Origin of the sequence: Thauera sp. SWB20 (assembly GCF_000831325.1) — a bacterium.
GTDB classification, from domain to species: domain Bacteria; phylum Pseudomonadota; class Gammaproteobacteria; order Burkholderiales; family Rhodocyclaceae; genus Thauera; species Thauera aminoaromatica.
In genome coordinates this window covers 676,588-691,593 of record NZ_JTDM01000020.1, presented here as the reverse complement: position 1 = coordinate 691,593, position 15,006 = coordinate 676,588, and the positions used below count along the sequence as shown (strand labels likewise).

Sequence of the window (15,006 nt, the reverse complement as noted above, 5' to 3'; positions counted from 1 at the left end):
AATTTTTTTTCTTTTCTACCTCCATCAAGCGCCCTCCTGACACCCTCTACTCAACCCCAATGGGGCGCGGCAAGGCGGACCGATAGTTGACTGACTCGACCCCATGCGCTCCCTGCCCAAGGGCTCCCTAACCAAGGACGCAGAGACCGATGCGGCGCTTGGGCAGCCGAAACTGTCGGCGACGGCACAGTTCGCGATTGCGGCGTGCCGTGTCACCGACCGGCACATTGGAGCCAGTCGCGGATCGGCACATAGGGGCCAGCGCCGGATCGGCGTAATGGAGCCACTTCCCCTCTGACGAACGTCTCGACCTTGACCGGTCCATCGCTACCCTGCTGCCTTTTTTGTTCGGCAGGAGGGAGGCGGTGGCCCGCAGGAGCATCGAGATGTACGAGTACCGCCAGGCCCTGATGCGCATGCGCCAGAGCGACTCCGAGCGCGAGATCGCCCGCTCGTGTCACTGCCGGATGTAAGTTGATACGGGCTGCCGATTGAAAGTTGATACACCGAGTTGAGAAGATCGGGCCATTTGGAGCCCGGGTGATCACAGACAAGGTGTATGTGGAAATCGAACTGTTGAGGCGTCACGGGTTGAGCCTTCGGCGGATCGCCGCCGAGGTGGGGTGTGCGGTGAACACGGTGCGTGCGCACCTGGCGTCGCCGGATCTGCCGCGCTACGAGCGCAAGGTCCAGCGGGTGACGAAGCTGGCGCCCTTCGAGGCGTACTTGCGCGAAGGCCCGGCGGCGGCGCATCCGCACTGGATTCCGGCCTCGGTGCTGATGCGTGAGATCGTGGCGCAGGGCTATCAGGGTGGCGCCAGCCAGCTGCGGGCGTTCATGCACATGCTCAAGCCGGCGCAGCCATCGGAGCCGGTGGTGCGCTTCGAGACGGCATCGGGCCACCAGATGCAGGTCGACTGGGTGGAGTTTCGCAAGGGCGCGCAGCCGCTGTACGCGTTCTGCGCCACGCTCGGCTACAGCCGCATGAGCTACGTCGAGTTTGTCACCGACATGAAGGTGACGACGCTGATCGGCTGCCACGAGCGCAGCTTCGCGGCGTTCGGGGGCGTGGTGCGCCAGGTGCTGTACGACAACATGAAGACCGTGGTGCTCGAGCGCGATGTCGAGGGCGAAGGCGCGCACCGCTACCACGCCGGCTTTCTGGACTACGCCCGTCACGCCGGGTTTGTGATCAAGCTGTGTCGCCCCTATCGGGCACGCACCAAGGGCAAGGTGGAGCGCTTCAACGGCTATCTGCGGCGCTCGTTCTATGTGCCGTTGGTGGCGCAGTTCAAGCAGGCCGGTCTGGTGCTCGACGCCGCCACGGCCACGCTGCAGGTGCGCCGCTGGCTCGACGAAGTCGCCAACGTGCGCGTGTATGGCACCACCGGCGAGCCGCCCGTGGCCCAGTTGGCGGCTGAACAGGCCGCGCTGCAGGCGCTGGCACCGCCGTGGCGGGGCGGCATCGAGGGCGCCCGGCCGCAGGCTGAAGTGGCACACGACGAGGGACCTGCGCGCCCGCCCGCCGTGCGTGCGCACCTCGAAACGGAACAACCCGCCCCGCATCCGCTGGCCGTCTATGACGCATTGCTGCAGACGCTGCAACAGGCGCAGGAGGTCGGCGCATGAATCTGCAATACGAACGGATCCAGGCGCTCTGCCAAACACTGAGCCTGCCGCTGACCGCCCAGGGCTACGCCGCAGCGGCCCAGCAGGCGGCCACCGACCAACTGGCCTACAGCGATTTCCTCGAACACTTGCTGCGTGCCGAGGCGGCCGGGCGACAGAGCCGCAAGCAAAGCATGCTCACGCGCCTGGCGGGTTTCCCGGCGATCAAGACGCTCGAGGACTTCGACTATGGCTTTGCCAGCGGCCTCAAGCGCAACCAACTCGAAGAGTTGGCCAGCCTCGCTTTCGTCGAGCGTGCCGAGAACGTCGTGCTGGTCGGCCCCAGCGGGGTGGGCAAGACCCATCTGGCCATCGCACTGGGCTACCGCGCCACGCAGGCCGGCATCAAGACGCGCTTCACCACCGCCGCCGATCTGCTGCTGACGTTGGTCCTGGCGCATGAGCACAACCAGCTCAAGAACGTGATGCAGCGGGCGATCAACGCCTACCGGCTGTTGATCGTCTACGAGATCGGCTACCTGCCGATGACGCGCGAGCAGGCCAACCTGTTCTTCCAGGTGATTGCTGCGCGCTACGAGCGCGGCAGCCTGATCGTGATCAGCAATCTGTCGTTCGGGCAGTGGGACAGCACCTTCGCCCAGGATGCGACGCTCACGGCGGCGCTACTGGATCGGCTGCTGCATCACGCGCACATCGTGCCGATCAGCGGCGAGAGCTACCGGCTGAAACACCAGCGCAAGGCCGGGATGGTGCAAGCGCTCGCCGCTGCCGGCTGAGGGCCGCGCGACGGTGCATCGCGACTGTCACGTCAGCTTCGAGCGCGCGCTGTACTCGGTGCCGTTTGCGCTGGAGGGCAAGGCGCTGTGGCTGCGGGACACCCAAGACGTTCTCGCGCACAACAGTCGGTACGGCGTGGCGCGCCCGATATTGGCGGGCCAAGCACCGGGGCGCCCGGCCCGTATCTACCCCCCACGCCAAATTGCATCAGTGGCGAGGGTGTACCGACCTCTCCGTCAGACCGGAAAGGTCAGAGCGCGCTGGCCTTCCTGCGCTCCTTCTCCGCCGCCTCCTCCTGAACGATCCGGTTGTGGGCGGCCAAAAAGGACTTGGTCAGGTAGCGAACCTCCATTGCGAAGGACAAGTGAGGGGCGTCGATCTCAACCACGGATGCGCCCTTCTCCAGCCTCGCGGAGCCAAAGTTCATGAAAGAGTCGATCTTGTTCGACACGACCTTGTACTTGGTTGAGAGCATCTTGAATATCCGGACGGGATCCTTCGGCATGGTAACGATGACGCCAGCGAGGACCTCTGATTTGTCGAAGATGAACAGTACGGACTGCACGCCTTCGACGCCGAGTACTCTGCCGTCCGTCGAGACCATCTTCCCTTCGGTGTACTTGTTGGTCCCCTCATCCTCGAGGGGCGAAGAGTCCCCGATCTCCTGCCTGACTTGTGCAAGGGTTGCGACCCCGAGCTCCATCCCGAAGGGCGCAGCGTTCTGCCCCGATGCCTGTGACAGCGGGGAGACAACGAGGATGAGGAAGGCGAACAGATAGACGATATGATTTTTCAGCATGGTGGATGCGCTCCGCTTTGCGTTGTTCGATGTCATTGACTCTTGAGGATCACAACTCTTGCTCAAGAGTTGATGCGGTTGCCTGGCCCGATGGCGCGGATGCTCGCTGCGCCCGCACCTTGGCAGCTCCTCAGTGACGCGCAGCCAAGGACCGGCGATCGACGACAGGCAGTGCGTAAGCGCTCCACGAACCCCATCCTTCCCGGGCTCTTTACGCCGTGATCAACTGCTCAGCCTTGAGATTCCAGGGCAGGAGGGCCTCGAAATGTTCGACGTTGGTCGCGGTGGGCAAGGCGCGCAGCACGTGGCGCAGCCACAGATACGGCTCGAAGCCGTTGGCCTTGGCGGTTTCGACCAGCGAGTAGAGGAGTGCGCTGGCACGCGCACCGGCCTGAGTGTCCGAGAAGAGCCATGCCTTTCTCCCGACCACGAAGGGACGGATGGCGTTTTCGGCGGGGTTGTTGTCGATCGGCAGATCGCCGCGCTCGAGGTAGCGCGTCAGACGCGGCCACTGCCGATGCAGGTAGCCCAGGGCACCCCCGAGCACCGAGGTGGGCGGCACGGTGGGGAGCACTTGGTCGAGCCAACGGCGCAGTTCGTCGATGACGGCGCGGCTTCTGCTCTGGCGTAGCGCCAGGCGCTGGGCGTCGTTCAGTTCGCGCGCGTCCTTCTCGATGGCGTAGAGCTTGCCGATCAGGGCCAGCGCTTCGTGGGCGCGGCCGCGCTTGCCGGCAGGCAGCACCTTGCTGGCATCGACGAAACGACGTCGCGCGTGCACCCAGCAACCGAGCCGGGTCACCCCTTCGGTGAAGGCAATTGCGCCGTAGCTCTCGAGCCCGTCGGCCATCAGATGCCCCTTCCAGCCTTCGAGCAGGCGTAAGGGCACCGCCTGCGCGCGGCTCGGATCGTACTCGAAGAGGACCACCGGCTTGCCCGGCGGTCCGCCGCGCTGCACCCACATCTGGCTCTTGCTCGTGGCTGCCCGGCCAGGCTCCTTGAGCACCTGCACCGGGGTTTCGTCCATGTGGATGACGTCGTGCCCGAGCAGCACGTCGCGCATCAGGTTGGCGAGCGGCTGCAGCGCCTGGGCGGTACCGATCACCCAGCGCGCCAGGGTCTGGCGCGGCACAAGCACGCCTGCGCGAGCGAGCACGTACTCGAAACGCGCCAGCGGCAGCCCATCGACGTACTTGATGACGATCAGCAAGGCCAGCAGGTCGTTGCTGGCGTTGCTCTTGGGCAGCACCTGCGCCGGGGCGCGGGCGGTGACCGGCGCCTGGTCGCCCTCGGGGCAGCCGTAGCGCTTGCGGATATGGCGCAGCACACGCACCTGCATCGGGACGATGTCGAGCTGTTCGCTGACGTCCTGGCCGATCTCGACCATGGGCGTGCCGCAGGCGCAGGTGCGCTCGGCCTCGGGGACGTCATGGACGACGTCGATGCGCGGCAGCTCGATGGGCAAGGGCTTGCGCTTACCACGCGCCTTCTTCTTGCCGGTGTCGGCGGACGCCTCACCCGTCGTCTCGGTGGCCGGCGGCGGCAAGGTTGCGGTGTCGAGCGCCTCGGGTGCGGACTCGGCCAGCGCCTCGGCCTCGTCGAAGAGCCAGGCCTGGCCCGCGTGCGATTCGCTGCTGGGCCCGAACATGCGCCGACGCGCCAGGCGAAGCTGCTCGTAGAGCTCGAGGATGCGTGCCTCGAAGGCCTTTTGCAGTTCAGCCTCCCGCGCATCGAAGGCTCTTTGGCGTTCAGCCTCCCGCGCATCGAAGACTTTCTGGAGTGCGGCCTCACGGGCCTCGAAGGCTGCCTGCCGTTCGGCTTCACGCGTCTCGAAGGCACGCTGCTGTGCCAGCAACAAGGCTTTGAGCGTTGCTGGATCGTCGGGCAACAGCTCGGCCAGGACGGATGCGCACACGCCAACGGAAGGGTTCGAGCGAGGGGCGGCGGTACGTTGCGGCATGCCGGAATTATACCCGATCACGCTACGTAACTGATTGGTATTGCAGCGTTTTATGCGGCCTTGCCGCCCACAGATCGAAGCCCTCAAGCAGCCATTCGAGCTCCTTCATCGTCAGTACGCAGGTGGGCTCGCCCGCCTCGGCCGCCGGCCAGGCGAAGCGCTCGGCTTCGAGCCGCTTGTACCAGAGGCAAAAGCCGTTGCGGTGCCAGTACAGCGCCTTGAGCTTGTCGCGGCGACGGTTGATGAACAGGTACAGTGCGTCGCCGAACGGGTTCAGCCCCAGCTCCTGCTCGACCAGTGCCGACAGTCCGCCGATGGATTTGCGAAAGTCGATCGCCGGCCGGTACAGATACACCGCACCGATCGAATGCCCCGGGTGCATCAGCGCCCCCGCTCGGCAAGGGCCACCGACAGCGCGGCCAGCCAGTCGACGCCGGGCAGCATCGCGCATTCGAGCCGCAACTGCGCGTCGATCACCACCGTGCAGCCCGCGCGGGGCGTCATCGAGGGTTCGATCTGGATCGGGACGAATCCGCCAAGCTTGGCGCGGCTACGACGGCCACCGGCCACCAGGCGCTTGCGCCACTGGTAGAGCGCCTGCGGCGACAGCCCCTCGCGCTCGGCGTACGCCTTCGTGGTGATGCCCTCGGCTTCGATTGCCGACAGGTGCGACAACCAGAACGTACTGCGCTCCGACATGCTCGTGCTCCCCGAAAAACGGAAGCCGAAGCATGAGGGCTCAACGGGGGCTACGTAAGGATGGGGTTCGTGGAGCGCTTACGGCAGTGCTGACAGAAGACCGCGTCAACCCGCATCTCGTCGCCAAAGACGGACGAGAAGCCAGCGCAAAAGGAAATGATCAGAGCCTCGTCGTACTCATGACCATCATGCGTCATCACGAGACCGCACCGACTGCAGGTCAGCGCCTCATGAGAGCGGGAGACAACGGGGACAACCGGGGGATATTGAGAGTGGGTCATGTCTTTTCTCCAGTCGAAAACGCCCCTGCCGAGGGAAGGCAAGGACTAAAGGAAAAGACACGACACCAAGAAGGCGCGTGCGCAAGCGCAGATTACAACATCCCGTGGTCGACGCACAACGACCGCGCATCTCGGCCTGCCACGCAGTGCGGAGGGTGAAACACGTCCTAACAGGGGATCGTCGCAGGTTCGGCTCGGGCTCAGCTTCTCGCCGGAACCATGGATCGGGCGGAATCCCATCCGTCCGCCACAGCGATGGTCGGTCACTCCCGGGCCCGCGCCACCAACCTCTACTTGGTAAGGTCCCCCGCGGATGCCGACAGGACTTCACGGAGACCTCCGACGCCTTCCAACCCAGAATGCCGTCTTTGCGTTGCCAACAACGGGAAGCAGTCCAGGCCTGGTCCAGCGAACTTCAATTCTGGGACAGTCCGTGACGCTGACTTTCAGTGTTGGCGAAGTATCGCGCCCGAACTTCCTGCCCGCATCACCACGAACAGGGCTTTAATATTCAATAACTTAGAATCCCTCCCCTAAGAAGGCTCCCGCCTCACAACGCCAGATGGGACAGTGCCAAATGGGTACTGAAGGGGGGCTGTCGAGGGACACTATGGGGCGCGACGCGCGAGAAAATTAGCGCTGGGGAGAAAGATCGGGACACTCCCGCCACCCCTGTTTCGGACCGCGTAGACGCAAAAAAGCCCCTTTAAAACAGGGGCTTAGATGCTCTGGCGGAGACGGAGGGATTCGAACCCTCGATGCGAGTTTTAGCCCGCATGCTCCCTTAGCAGGGGAGTGCCTTCGACCTCTCGGCCACGTCTCCATCAGGAAGGCGCGATCATAGCGAGTTCGCGCCTGCCGGTCAAACGTTGATCGAACGCATCTATTCAGCGGCCACATCCAGGCCATAGGCCTTGTGCAGGGCGCGCACCGCGCGCTCGAGGTGCTTCTCCTCGATCGCCACCGAGATGCGGATCTCGGAGCTCGTGATCATCTGGATGTTGATGCCCTCCTCGGCCAGGGTGCGGAACATCTTCGCGGCGACGCCGGGGTGCGAGCGCATGCCGACCCCCACCACCGAGACCTTGCACATGGTGTCGTCGCTCTCGATCGAGCGCGCGCCGACGTGGGCCTGCACGCCTTCGAGCACCTTCACGGCACGCGCAAGATCGGCGCGCGCGACGGTGAAGGAGAGGTCGGTCGAGCCGTCGCGGGGGGCGTTCTGGATGATCATGTCCACGTCGATGTCGGCATCGGCGATCGGACCGAGGATCTGGTAGGCGATACCCGGCCGGTCGGGCACGCCGGTGAGGGTGAGCTTGGCCTCGTCGCGCACGAAGGCGATGCCGGAGATGACCGGTCTTTCCATGTTGCTGCTTTCCTCGACGGTGATGAACGTGCCCTCTCCCGGGTCTTCCTCGAAACTGGAGAGAACCCGCAGCTTGACCTTGTACTTGGCGGCGAACTCGACCGCGCGGATCTGCAGCACCTTCGAGCCCAGGCTGGCGAGCTCCAGCATCTCCTCGAAGCGGACGGCATCGAGCTTGCGCGCCTCGGGGACGATGCGCGGATCGGCGGTGTAAACGCCGTCCACGTCGGTGTAGATCTGGCATTCGTCCGCCTCGAGCGCGGCGGCCAACGCCACGGCAGTGGTATCCGAGCCGCCACGGCCGAGGGTTGTGATGTTGCCGTGTGCGTCCACGCCCTGGAAGCCGGCGACCACCACCACCCCGCCCGCGTCGAGGTCCTTGCGGATCGGCGCCGCGTCGATGTCGAGGATGCGCGCCCGGGTGTGCGTCGAGTCGGTGAGAATCCTTACCTGCGCGCCAGTGTAGCTGCGTGCCGGGACGCCGAGGTCGTCGAGCGCCATGCACAGCAAGCCGATGCTGACCTGCTCCCCGGTGGATACGACGACGTCGAGCTCGCGCGTGCGGGGACTTGGCGCGACTGCGCGGGCGAGCGCGATCAGGCGGTTGGTCTCGCCGCTCATCGCCGACACGACGACGACCACGCGATGGCCCTGCGCCCGGAAGTTCGCCACCCTGCGGGCGACGCTCCGCATGCGTTCGGGGGTCCCCACCGAGGTTCCACCGTACTTCTGAACTATCAGCGCCATCGTCGTATCCAAAACTACAGGTGAATAAGGTCCGCGATGCTATCCGGCGGCGTGAAGTTTTGCTCGCCCGATCGAAACAAAATCTCCAGGACGTGTTTTTTATTACTTATTTGCTGAATTTGCTAAAATCTATTTTGTATGTAGAGAGAATACTAACCTATACTGCATGCGTTCTATGACCTTAGTCATAGGCAGAATCCTGTCCGCATCGAGTCCGGGAAGGCCCGAACGGATACAAACTCGAGGAAATCTCCATGAAAGCAAATGAAAAGCTGGATGTACGCGAAATTCGCCGCAAGCTCGGCCTGAACCAGTCGCAGTTCTGGTCCAAGATCGGCGTGACCCAGAGCGGTGGCTCGCGCTACGAGAGCGGCCGCAACATTCCCCGCCCGGTGCAGGCCTTGCTGCGCCTGGTCCATGTCGAGCAGATCGACATCAACAAGGTCAAGCGCGACGACGTCGAGGTTGCCGAGTACCTCAAGGCGACCAACCCCGAGCTCTACAAGACCCTCAAGAAGGAAGCACGCGCCAAGCGCAAGGAGCGCTGAGCGCATGCCGCGCGCGATCAAGGGCTGACGCGCACCGTCAGCCCTTTTTTTCGGGCGCGCTCGGCGATCGCCTCGAGTTCGTCCGCCGCAAGCGTCGCGATCCGCGGCGCCTCCGGCTGCATCGACGGCCGCGCCACACCGTAGAGCAGCACGCCGCGCAGGCGCTCCGTCCCGGCGGCTTCCAGCACCGCCAGCCAGGCGTCGATGTCCGCGTCCGACGGCAGCGCGCCGTCCCAGCGCAACATGCAGGTCTGCACCCAGGTCGGGCACAGCTCGGCGCAGCGCGTCAGGTTGCGCGCCACCGCCGCGGGCTCGAGCCGCACCCCGTTGATGCGCTCGATCGCCTCGACGCTGCCGCCATCCACCTTGAACCACACTTCGCCGCCCGCCTCGCCCAGCCGGCGCACGCCCTCCTGCACGCGCGCCTGCGCGAGCAGGCTGCCGTTGGTGATCAGGCGCACCGGCACCGCCTGCGGTGACAGCCCGAACTCGTCGCGCAGCCGCAGCACCAGCGCGACCGCCTCGGGGAAGACCTCGGCGCTGGTCGCCTCGCCGTTGCCGGAAAAGGCGATGTCGCGGATCACCCGCGCGCCCTCGGGCACGTGGCGTTCCATCCAGCTGCCGTGAATGAGGTCGGCGAGGAAGCCGCGCAGCTCGCTCTCGAGCCGGGCGAGGTCGATCTCCGGCGCCTTGCCGCGCACCAGGTCGGGCACCTGACAGTAGGCGCAATGCCAGTTGCAGGCGTTGTTCGGGTTCAGGTTGATGCCGACCGACACCCCGCCGGCGCGGCGCGACAGCACTGGATAGACGTAGGTCAGCCCGGCGAGGTCGCGATCGTGCTTGCCCACCGTCAGGGTCGCGAGCGTGCCGGGGGGCTGTCCTTGGGAAGAATTCATCGTTTGTTCAACCACTTGCGGAAAATACGCGGAGTCGGCGCGGGCGCGCCGGTGCTATACTCCGGCGCCTTTCCAGAGAGACCCGCCATGCGCATCACCCGCCGCCTCGAATTCGACGCCGGACACCGGATTCCGGACCACGCCAGCCAGTGCCGGCATCTGCACGGCCACCGCTACGCGCTGGAGGTCACGCTGTCGGGCGACATCATCAAGGCCGACGGCGTACCGGTCAACGGCATGGTGATGGACTTCGCCGACGTCAAGCGCATCGCCAACGAATACGTCGTCGGCCCCTGGGACCACGCCTTCCTGGCCTACCGGGGCGACCACCTGGTGCTCGAACTGCTGGCCGCGATCCCCGGCCACAAGACCGTCGTGCTCGACGTCGTGCCCACCGCCGAGAACCTCGCCGCAGAGGCCTTCCGCATCCTCGACCCGGCCTATCGCGACACCTACGGCAACCACCTCAGGCTGGAGCGCGTGCGCCTGTACGAGACCCCCAACTGCTGGGCCGACGCCCTGCGCGACTGAGTCGCGCCTGACGCCCCACCCCTCGCTCACGCCGCATAGCTGCGTAGCCGCAGCGAAAACTCCTGCAGCGGACGGATGCCGCTGCGCTCGGCGCGCGCCACCCAGTCCTGCAGCTGCGCGAGCAGCTGCTCGCGGCTGGCGTTCGAGCGCGACCACAACGCAGCGAGCTCGTCGCGCATCGCCGCCACCGTGCGCAGCGCCGGGCTGCCCTCGACGGCCTGCTCCAGCCGCCTGCGCTGGGTGTCGTCCAGTCCGCGCAGCTCGCCACCCAGCACCCAGCGCCGCAGCCGACGCGCGCTCAGCTCCAGCCCGTGCACCTCGCCCAGCCGGCGCGCCTCGTCGACGAAGACCTCGCGCAGCGAACGCACGTAGCGCGTCATCACGTCGTAGCGGTGCGTCACGATCGCCTGCAGGGTGTCGAGGTCGGGCACCGGCTTGACCTCGCCGAACCTGGGCCGGGGGATCGTCTTCTTGACCTTGGCGAGGCCGAGCAGCTCGAGCAGGCGGATGTACATCCAGCCGATGTCGAACTCGTACCACTTCGCCGACAGCTTGGCGGAGGTCGCGAAGCTGTGGTGGTTGTTGTGCAGCTCCTCGCCGCCGATCAGGATGCCCCAGGGCACGAGGTTGCGCGAGGCGTCGTCGCAGTCGTAGTTGCGGTAGCCCCAGAAGTGCCCCACGCCATTGACCACCCCCGCCGCCCAGAACGGGATCCAGGCCATCTGTACCGCCCAGATCGTCAGCCCGAGCGGACCGAAGGCGACGAGGTCGATGACCAGCATGATGGCCACGCCGAGGATGGAGTGGCGGTAGACCTTGCGCTCGAGCCAGTCGTCGGGCGTGCCGTGGCCGTAGCGCTGCAGCGTCTCGACATTCTTCGCCTCGGCGCGGTAGAGCTCCGCGCCCTCCCACAGCACCTTGTGCAGGCCGCGCGTCTGCGGGCTGTGCGGGTCCTCCGCAGTCTCGCACTTCGCGTGGTGCTTGCGGTGGATCGCCGCCCACTCCTTGGTGACCATGCCGGTGGTCAGCCATAGCCAGAAGCGGAAGAAATGGCTGGGCAGCGCATGCAGCTCGAGCGCGCGGTGCGCCTGATGGCGATGCAGGAAGACGGTGACGGAGACGATGGTGACGTGGGTGAGCGCGAGCGCCACCAGCACGTAGCCCCACCAGGGGAGATCGAAGAGACCGTTGTACATGCGAGGAAACGTCCACAAGAGAAAACAGCAGGACGATTCTACGCAAGGCCGTTCCGGATTGGATGCAGTCCAGCCTTTGTTACCCTGCCATACCGCGGGAGGGGCCTTTCGGTGCCCGCATCGCGACCTGCGTCGCTGCTACGAGAACCTTACTCCCGCCACGGCAGGGAGGTGACGCGGGTCGCGTCCTTGCGGTGGCGCAGCCAGTTGGCGCGGTAGGCGCGGGCAAGCTCGCAGTGGTCGCGCACGATGAGGATGTTCTCGGCGTTGCGGTTGTCGGCCGACCAGGTGAAGTTGTAGGAGCCGGTCAGCACCGCGCAGCGCGGGCCTTCGGCGTCCACGATCAGCACCTTGTTGTGCGCGGCGTTGTAGCGCGTCTCGAAGGCCACCGGCACGTCGGCGGCGAGCAGGCGCGGGATCGCATTGCCCTTCTCGCGGCGATTCATCTGCGCGTCGGCGAGCACCTCGACGCGCACCCCGCGCCGCTGCGCCGCCACCATCGCGTCGGCGATGTTGCGGCTGGTGAAGGCGTAGGCGTGCACCTCCAGGCTCTTGCGCGCGCCGCGGATCAGGTTGATCACCACCTTCTCGGTGTCGTCGCTCGGAGCGAAGGCAAGTTCGATCTCGCCCTTGCCCGCGAAACGCTCGCTCGCGTGTACGCCGGGAAGCGCCAGGAGGGCGAGCGCCGCCATCCACCCGAGCATCGGCGCGTGGCGCTTGCCTGCCCGCCGATGCGCCCGCTCATGTCCGCGCTCACCCACCCTTGGCACGCTCCATGACGGCGGCAAAGAAGCCGTCGGTGTCGTGCACATGCGGCAGCAGGCGCAGGCGCTCGCCGGTCTCCAGCGCCACACCCTGCGCCGCCAGCACTTCCTGCGCCGACAGCGCGCGGAACTCGGGATGCGCGGCCAGGAAGGCGTCGACGATGCCGTCGTTCTCCTCGGCGAGCAGGCTGCAGGTGGCATACACCAGGCGGCCGCCCGGGCGCACCACGCGCGCCGCCGCGGCGAGGATCGCGCCCTGCTTGGCGACCATCTCCTCGACCGCCGCCGGCGACTGGCGCCACTTGAGGTCGGGGTTGCGGCGCAGCGTGCCCAGCCCGGTGCAGGGCGCATCGACCAGCACGCGGTCGGCCTTGCCCGCCAGGCGCTTGACCTTGGCGTCGGCCTCGTGGGCGATCAGCACCGGATGCACGTTCGACAGGCCGGCACGCGCCATGCGCGGCTTGAGCTTGGCGAGCCGCTTCTCGGAAACGTCGAAGGCGTACAGGCGCCCGGTCGAGCGCATCATCGCGCCCAGCTGCAGGGTCTTGCCGCCGGCGCCGGCGCAGAAGTCCACCACCAGTTCGCCGCGGCGCGGCTGCACGAGCAGGCCGAGCAGCTGGCTACCCTCGTCCTGCACCTCGAAGCTGCCATCGAGGAAGAGTGGATGCTTCTGCAGCGCCGGCTTGCCCGCCAGGCGGATCGCCTGCGGCGACAGCCGGCCGGGCTCGGCACGCACGCCGTCGGCCTGCAGGCGCTCGAGCAGCGCGTCGCGGTCGCTCTTGATCAGGTTCACCCGCAGGTCGAGCGGCGCCGGGCGGTTGAGCCCGTGCGCGAGCGCGAGCAGCTCGTCCCCGTCCATCTGCGCGAGCAGGCGCTCGGCCAGCCAGTCGGGCAGGTCGGCACGCTCGGCCAGGCTGGGTTCGCCCGCCTCGGCGGCCTTGATCGAGGTGATCCAGTCGCGCTCCGTGGCGCTCGCCAGGCCCTCGAAGTTGCGCATCGGCCAGCCCTCGCCGCGCGCGAACCAGGCCAGCAGCAGCATGCGCGGCGTGGCCTCCGCGCCGGCGATGCGGCGCAGCCAGCGCAGCCGGCGCAGCACACCGTACACCGCCTCGGCGATGAAGCCGCGGTCGCGGTGGCCGAGCTCGCGGTTGTCGCGAAAGTGGCGCGACAGCACGGCGTCGGCCGGGTAGTCGAAGGCGAGCACGGCGCCGAGCGCCTGCGTGGCCTGGATGAAGAGCGTGCGCGACACCGCGCCCTCGGCCGGGCGCTCGGCCGCGGCCGGCTCCTGCCGCTTGATCGCCCGGGTCCGGGGCTTTTCGGTCTTGGGTTTCATTTCAGTTCGGGTTCCTGGCGGCGGGCACGCCCGCCTCGATGCGCGCAGCGCGCTGGTCGAGCACGCCGCCCTTGTCGTCGGTGATACGGATGCGGACCGGCAGCAGGCTATGGCGCCTGGACAGCCAGATGTCGATGTCGAGGTCGTCCTTCTCGGCAAAGGCGTGCAGGCGCACGGTGTCGAGCTGCTCGCCGGCGAGCTCGAGGCGCTCCTCGCCGCGCGGCTCGACCACCGCCTGCTTGATGCTCTTGTTGGTGACCACGGCGAAGCGCGCCGGCTTGCCGGACTCGACCACCTTGCGCGCCTGGTGCCACAGGCTGAGCAGATCCTGGTCGCCAGCGCGGATCTCGCCGTTGCGCCGCTCCTCGCCGCCGCGGCGGATGCTGACCTTGCCCGCAGTCCAGTCGAACTCGGCGCGCTCGGGCTTGCGCCCGCGCTGGTCGACCTCGAACAGTTCCGGGCGCATGCCCTTTGCGTCCACCGTACCGCTGCTGCGCTGCTCGTATTCGAGGCCGAACAGGCCGGCGAGCCCCTTGGCCTGAAGCGCGAGCGAGAGCGCGTAGCGCCCCTTGTCCAGCTTCCACTCGTGGCGCGCCTCGCCCACCTTGAAGCCGGACGAGCCATAGTGCACGTCATAGACGATGTGGCCCTGCGCGGGCGGCTCGGCCGCTGCGCCGACGGGCAGCGCCGCCGCGCTCGCGCAGGCGGCGAGCGCGAGGCGCACGACCAGCCCGCGCATCACGCCCGCCCTCCGCCCTCGGGCGCAGGCACCAGCAGCGCCTCGCCGTCCTGGGCCGGCGCGTCACGCAGGCTCACGCGGCCGGCGACGAGTTCGAGCCGATCCTCGACGAACCAGCGTACCGCCTGCGGGTAGATGAGGTGTTCCTGCGCCAGCACGCGCGCGGCCAGCTTGTCCTCGTCGTCGCCCGTCAGCACCGGCACCGCGGCCTGGATCACGATCGGCCCGTCGTCGAGCTCGGCGGTGACGAAATGCACGCTCGCGCCATGCACCTTCACCCCGGTCTCGAGCGCGCGGCGGTGGGTGTGCAGCCCCGGGAAGGCCGGCAGCAGCGAGGGGTGGATGTTGAGCAGGCGGCCTTCGTAGCGGCGCACGAAGCCGTCGCCGAGCACGCGCATGAACCCGGCGAGCACGACCAGGTCGGGCGCATGGGCGTCGATGCACTCGGCGAGCGCCTGGTCGAAGCCGGCGCGGTCGGGGTGGGACTTGTGGTCGACGACCGCGGTGGCGATGCCGTGCGCGCGTGCGAACTCGAGCCCGCCGGCGCCCGGCCGGTTGCTGATCACCGCGGCGATACGCGCGCCCGGGATGCCCGCACGCACGATGGCTTCCATATTGCTGCCGCGGCCGGAAATGAGGATGACGATGGACTTCATGGGATGCTGGAACGATGAAAAGATCCTGGCGGAGGACAGGGCTTGGGCGCGCGGACCGGCGGGCGCCCGCCCCGGAGCATGGCCG

General features: G+C 67.1%; 15 protein-coding genes, 1 tRNA gene and 1 pseudogene. 5 read left to right on the top strand and 12 right to left on the bottom strand.

Annotated elements, in window-relative coordinates; genetic code table 11:
• Positions 1-540 precede the first annotated feature (540 nt).
• The 3 genes and pseudogenes from istA to PO78_RS23645 all read left to right on the top strand — a co-directional run.
• Positions 541-1,629, top strand: a complete 1,089-nt coding sequence (istA, locus tag PO78_RS17025) for an IS21 family transposase (RefSeq protein WP_043745373.1) — start codon at positions 541-543, stop codon at positions 1,627-1,629.
• A complete protein-coding gene (gene istB / locus PO78_RS17020) occupies positions 1,626-2,405 on the top strand; it encodes an IS21-like element ISAzo17 family helper ATPase IstB (RefSeq protein WP_043745370.1) in 780 nt (259 codons plus the stop codon). The genes istA and istB overlap by 4 nt, the downstream gene beginning before the upstream one ends.
• Before the next feature lie 13 nt (positions 2,406-2,418).
• Positions 2,419-2,505, top strand: a pseudogene (locus tag PO78_RS23645) (Mu transposase domain-containing protein); the annotation flags it as partial.
• Positions 2,506-2,656: 151 nt separating this feature from the next.
• Here PO78_RS23645 and PO78_RS21965 read toward each other — a convergent pair.
• The 6 genes from PO78_RS21965 to PO78_RS16985 form a co-directional block, all read right to left on the bottom strand.
• Positions 2,657-3,205: a hypothetical protein gene (locus tag PO78_RS21965; RefSeq protein ID WP_052484440.1), complete on the bottom strand. Its 549-nt coding sequence runs from the start codon at positions 3,203-3,205 to the stop codon at positions 2,657-2,659.
• A 211-nt stretch (positions 3,206-3,416) separates the two neighbouring features.
• Positions 3,417-5,162, bottom strand: a complete 1,746-nt coding sequence (tnpC, locus tag PO78_RS17010; RefSeq protein WP_012584783.1) for an IS66 family transposase — start codon at positions 5,160-5,162, stop codon at positions 3,417-3,419.
• A gap of 22 nt (positions 5,163-5,184) precedes the next feature.
• Complete coding sequence (gene tnpB / locus PO78_RS17005) at positions 5,185-5,544, bottom strand: IS66 family insertion sequence element accessory protein TnpB (RefSeq protein WP_012584784.1); 360 nt, start codon at positions 5,542-5,544, stop codon at positions 5,185-5,187.
• On the bottom strand, positions 5,544-5,861 hold the full coding sequence (tnpA, locus tag PO78_RS17000; RefSeq protein WP_012584785.1) for an IS66 family insertion sequence element accessory protein TnpA: 318 nt from the start codon (positions 5,859-5,861) through the stop codon (positions 5,544-5,546). The genes tnpB and tnpA overlap by 1 nt, the downstream gene beginning before the upstream one ends.
• Before the next feature lie 1,010 nt (positions 5,862-6,871).
• Positions 6,872-6,965 (bottom strand) — tRNA-Ser (locus PO78_RS16990).
• A 60-nt stretch (positions 6,966-7,025) separates the two neighbouring features.
• The gene (locus tag PO78_RS16985) at positions 7,026-8,258 is read right to left on the bottom strand and encodes an aspartate kinase (RefSeq protein ID WP_043745364.1); all 1,233 of its coding nucleotides are present in this window, start codon (positions 8,256-8,258) and stop codon (positions 7,026-7,028) included.
• Positions 8,259-8,512: 254 nt separating this feature from the next.
• On the opposite strand from PO78_RS16985, the gene PO78_RS16980 reads away from it, so the two are divergent.
• The gene (locus PO78_RS16980) at positions 8,513-8,806 is read left to right on the top strand and encodes a helix-turn-helix domain-containing protein (RefSeq protein ID WP_004316704.1); all 294 of its coding nucleotides are present in this window, start codon (positions 8,513-8,515) and stop codon (positions 8,804-8,806) included.
• Between the two features lie 17 nt (positions 8,807-8,823).
• Here PO78_RS16980 and PO78_RS16975 read toward each other — a convergent pair whose 3' ends face one another.
• Positions 8,824-9,702 (bottom strand): radical SAM protein, encoded by an 879-nt coding sequence (locus PO78_RS16975; protein ID WP_004316707.1) that lies wholly within the window; start codon positions 9,700-9,702, stop codon positions 8,824-8,826.
• Positions 9,703-9,789: 87 nt separating this feature from the next.
• Here PO78_RS16975 and queD point away from each other — a divergent pair, with 87 nt between their 5' ends.
• Positions 9,790-10,233 (top strand): 6-carboxytetrahydropterin synthase QueD, encoded by a 444-nt coding sequence (gene queD / locus PO78_RS16970; protein WP_004316710.1) that lies wholly within the window; start codon positions 9,790-9,792, stop codon positions 10,231-10,233.
• Between the two features lie 26 nt (positions 10,234-10,259).
• Here the strand turns inward: queD and PO78_RS16965 are convergent, their stop codons facing one another.
• The 5 genes from PO78_RS16965 to purN all read right to left on the bottom strand — a co-directional run bounded on the left by PO78_RS16965 (position 10,260) and on the right by purN (position 14,921).
• The gene (locus PO78_RS16965; protein WP_012585205.1) at positions 10,260-11,429 is read right to left on the bottom strand and encodes a DesA family fatty acid desaturase; all 1,170 of its coding nucleotides are present in this window, start codon (positions 11,427-11,429) and stop codon (positions 10,260-10,262) included.
• Between the two features lie 149 nt (positions 11,430-11,578).
• Complete coding sequence (locus tag PO78_RS16960) at positions 11,579-12,133, bottom strand: phospholipase D family nuclease (protein WP_004316714.1); 555 nt, start codon at positions 12,131-12,133, stop codon at positions 11,579-11,581.
• 49 nt (positions 12,134-12,182) lie between these two features.
• Positions 12,183-13,526, bottom strand: a complete 1,344-nt coding sequence (locus PO78_RS16955) for an RsmB/NOP family class I SAM-dependent RNA methyltransferase (protein ID WP_012585204.1) — start codon at positions 13,524-13,526, stop codon at positions 12,183-12,185.
• Position 13,527: 1 nt separating this feature from the next.
• On the bottom strand, positions 13,528-14,265 hold the full coding sequence (locus tag PO78_RS16950) for a DUF3108 domain-containing protein (protein ID WP_012585203.1): 738 nt from the start codon (positions 14,263-14,265) through the stop codon (positions 13,528-13,530).
• A complete protein-coding gene (gene purN / locus PO78_RS16945; RefSeq protein WP_004329949.1) occupies positions 14,265-14,921 on the bottom strand; it encodes a phosphoribosylglycinamide formyltransferase in 657 nt (218 codons plus the stop codon). The genes PO78_RS16950 and purN overlap by 1 nt, the downstream gene beginning before the upstream one ends.
• Between the last annotated feature and the right edge of the window lie 85 nt (positions 14,922-15,006).

Bases quoted from the DNA above. Each gene is read 5' to 3' on its own strand.
- istB (WP_043745370.1), top strand. From the start codon at position 1,626: ATGAATCTGCAATACGAACGGATCCAGGCGCTCTGCCAAACACTGAGC.
- PO78_RS21965 (WP_052484440.1), bottom strand. From the start codon at position 3,205: ATGCTGAAAAATCATATCGTCTATCTGTTCGCCTTCCTCATCCTCGTT.
- tnpC (WP_012584783.1), bottom strand. From the start codon at position 5,162: ATGCCGCAACGTACCGCCGCCCCTCGCTCGAACCCTTCCGTTGGCGTG.
- tnpB (WP_012584784.1), bottom strand. From the start codon at position 5,544: ATGCACCCGGGGCATTCGATCGGTGCGGTGTATCTGTACCGGCCGGCG.
- tnpA (WP_012584785.1), bottom strand. From the start codon at position 5,861: ATGTCGGAGCGCAGTACGTTCTGGTTGTCGCACCTGTCGGCAATCGAA.
- PO78_RS16985 (WP_043745364.1), bottom strand. From the start codon at position 8,258: ATGGCGCTGATAGTTCAGAAGTACGGTGGAACCTCGGTGGGGACCCCC.
- PO78_RS16980 (WP_004316704.1), top strand. From the start codon at position 8,513: ATGAAAGCAAATGAAAAGCTGGATGTACGCGAAATTCGCCGCAAGCTC.
- PO78_RS16975 (WP_004316707.1), bottom strand. From the start codon at position 9,702: ATGAATTCTTCCCAAGGACAGCCCCCCGGCACGCTCGCGACCCTGACG.
- queD (WP_004316710.1), top strand. From the start codon at position 9,790: ATGCGCATCACCCGCCGCCTCGAATTCGACGCCGGACACCGGATTCCG.
- PO78_RS16965 (WP_012585205.1), bottom strand. From the start codon at position 11,429: ATGTACAACGGTCTCTTCGATCTCCCCTGGTGGGGCTACGTGCTGGTG.
- PO78_RS16960 (WP_004316714.1), bottom strand. From the start codon at position 12,133: ATGCTCGGGTGGATGGCGGCGCTCGCCCTCCTGGCGCTTCCCGGCGTA.
- PO78_RS16955 (WP_012585204.1), bottom strand. From the start codon at position 13,526: ATGAAACCCAAGACCGAAAAGCCCCGGACCCGGGCGATCAAGCGGCAG.
- PO78_RS16950 (WP_012585203.1), bottom strand. From the start codon at position 14,265: ATGCGCGGGCTGGTCGTGCGCCTCGCGCTCGCCGCCTGCGCGAGCGCG.
- purN (WP_004329949.1), bottom strand. From the start codon at position 14,921: ATGAAGTCCATCGTCATCCTCATTTCCGGCCGCGGCAGCAATATGGAA.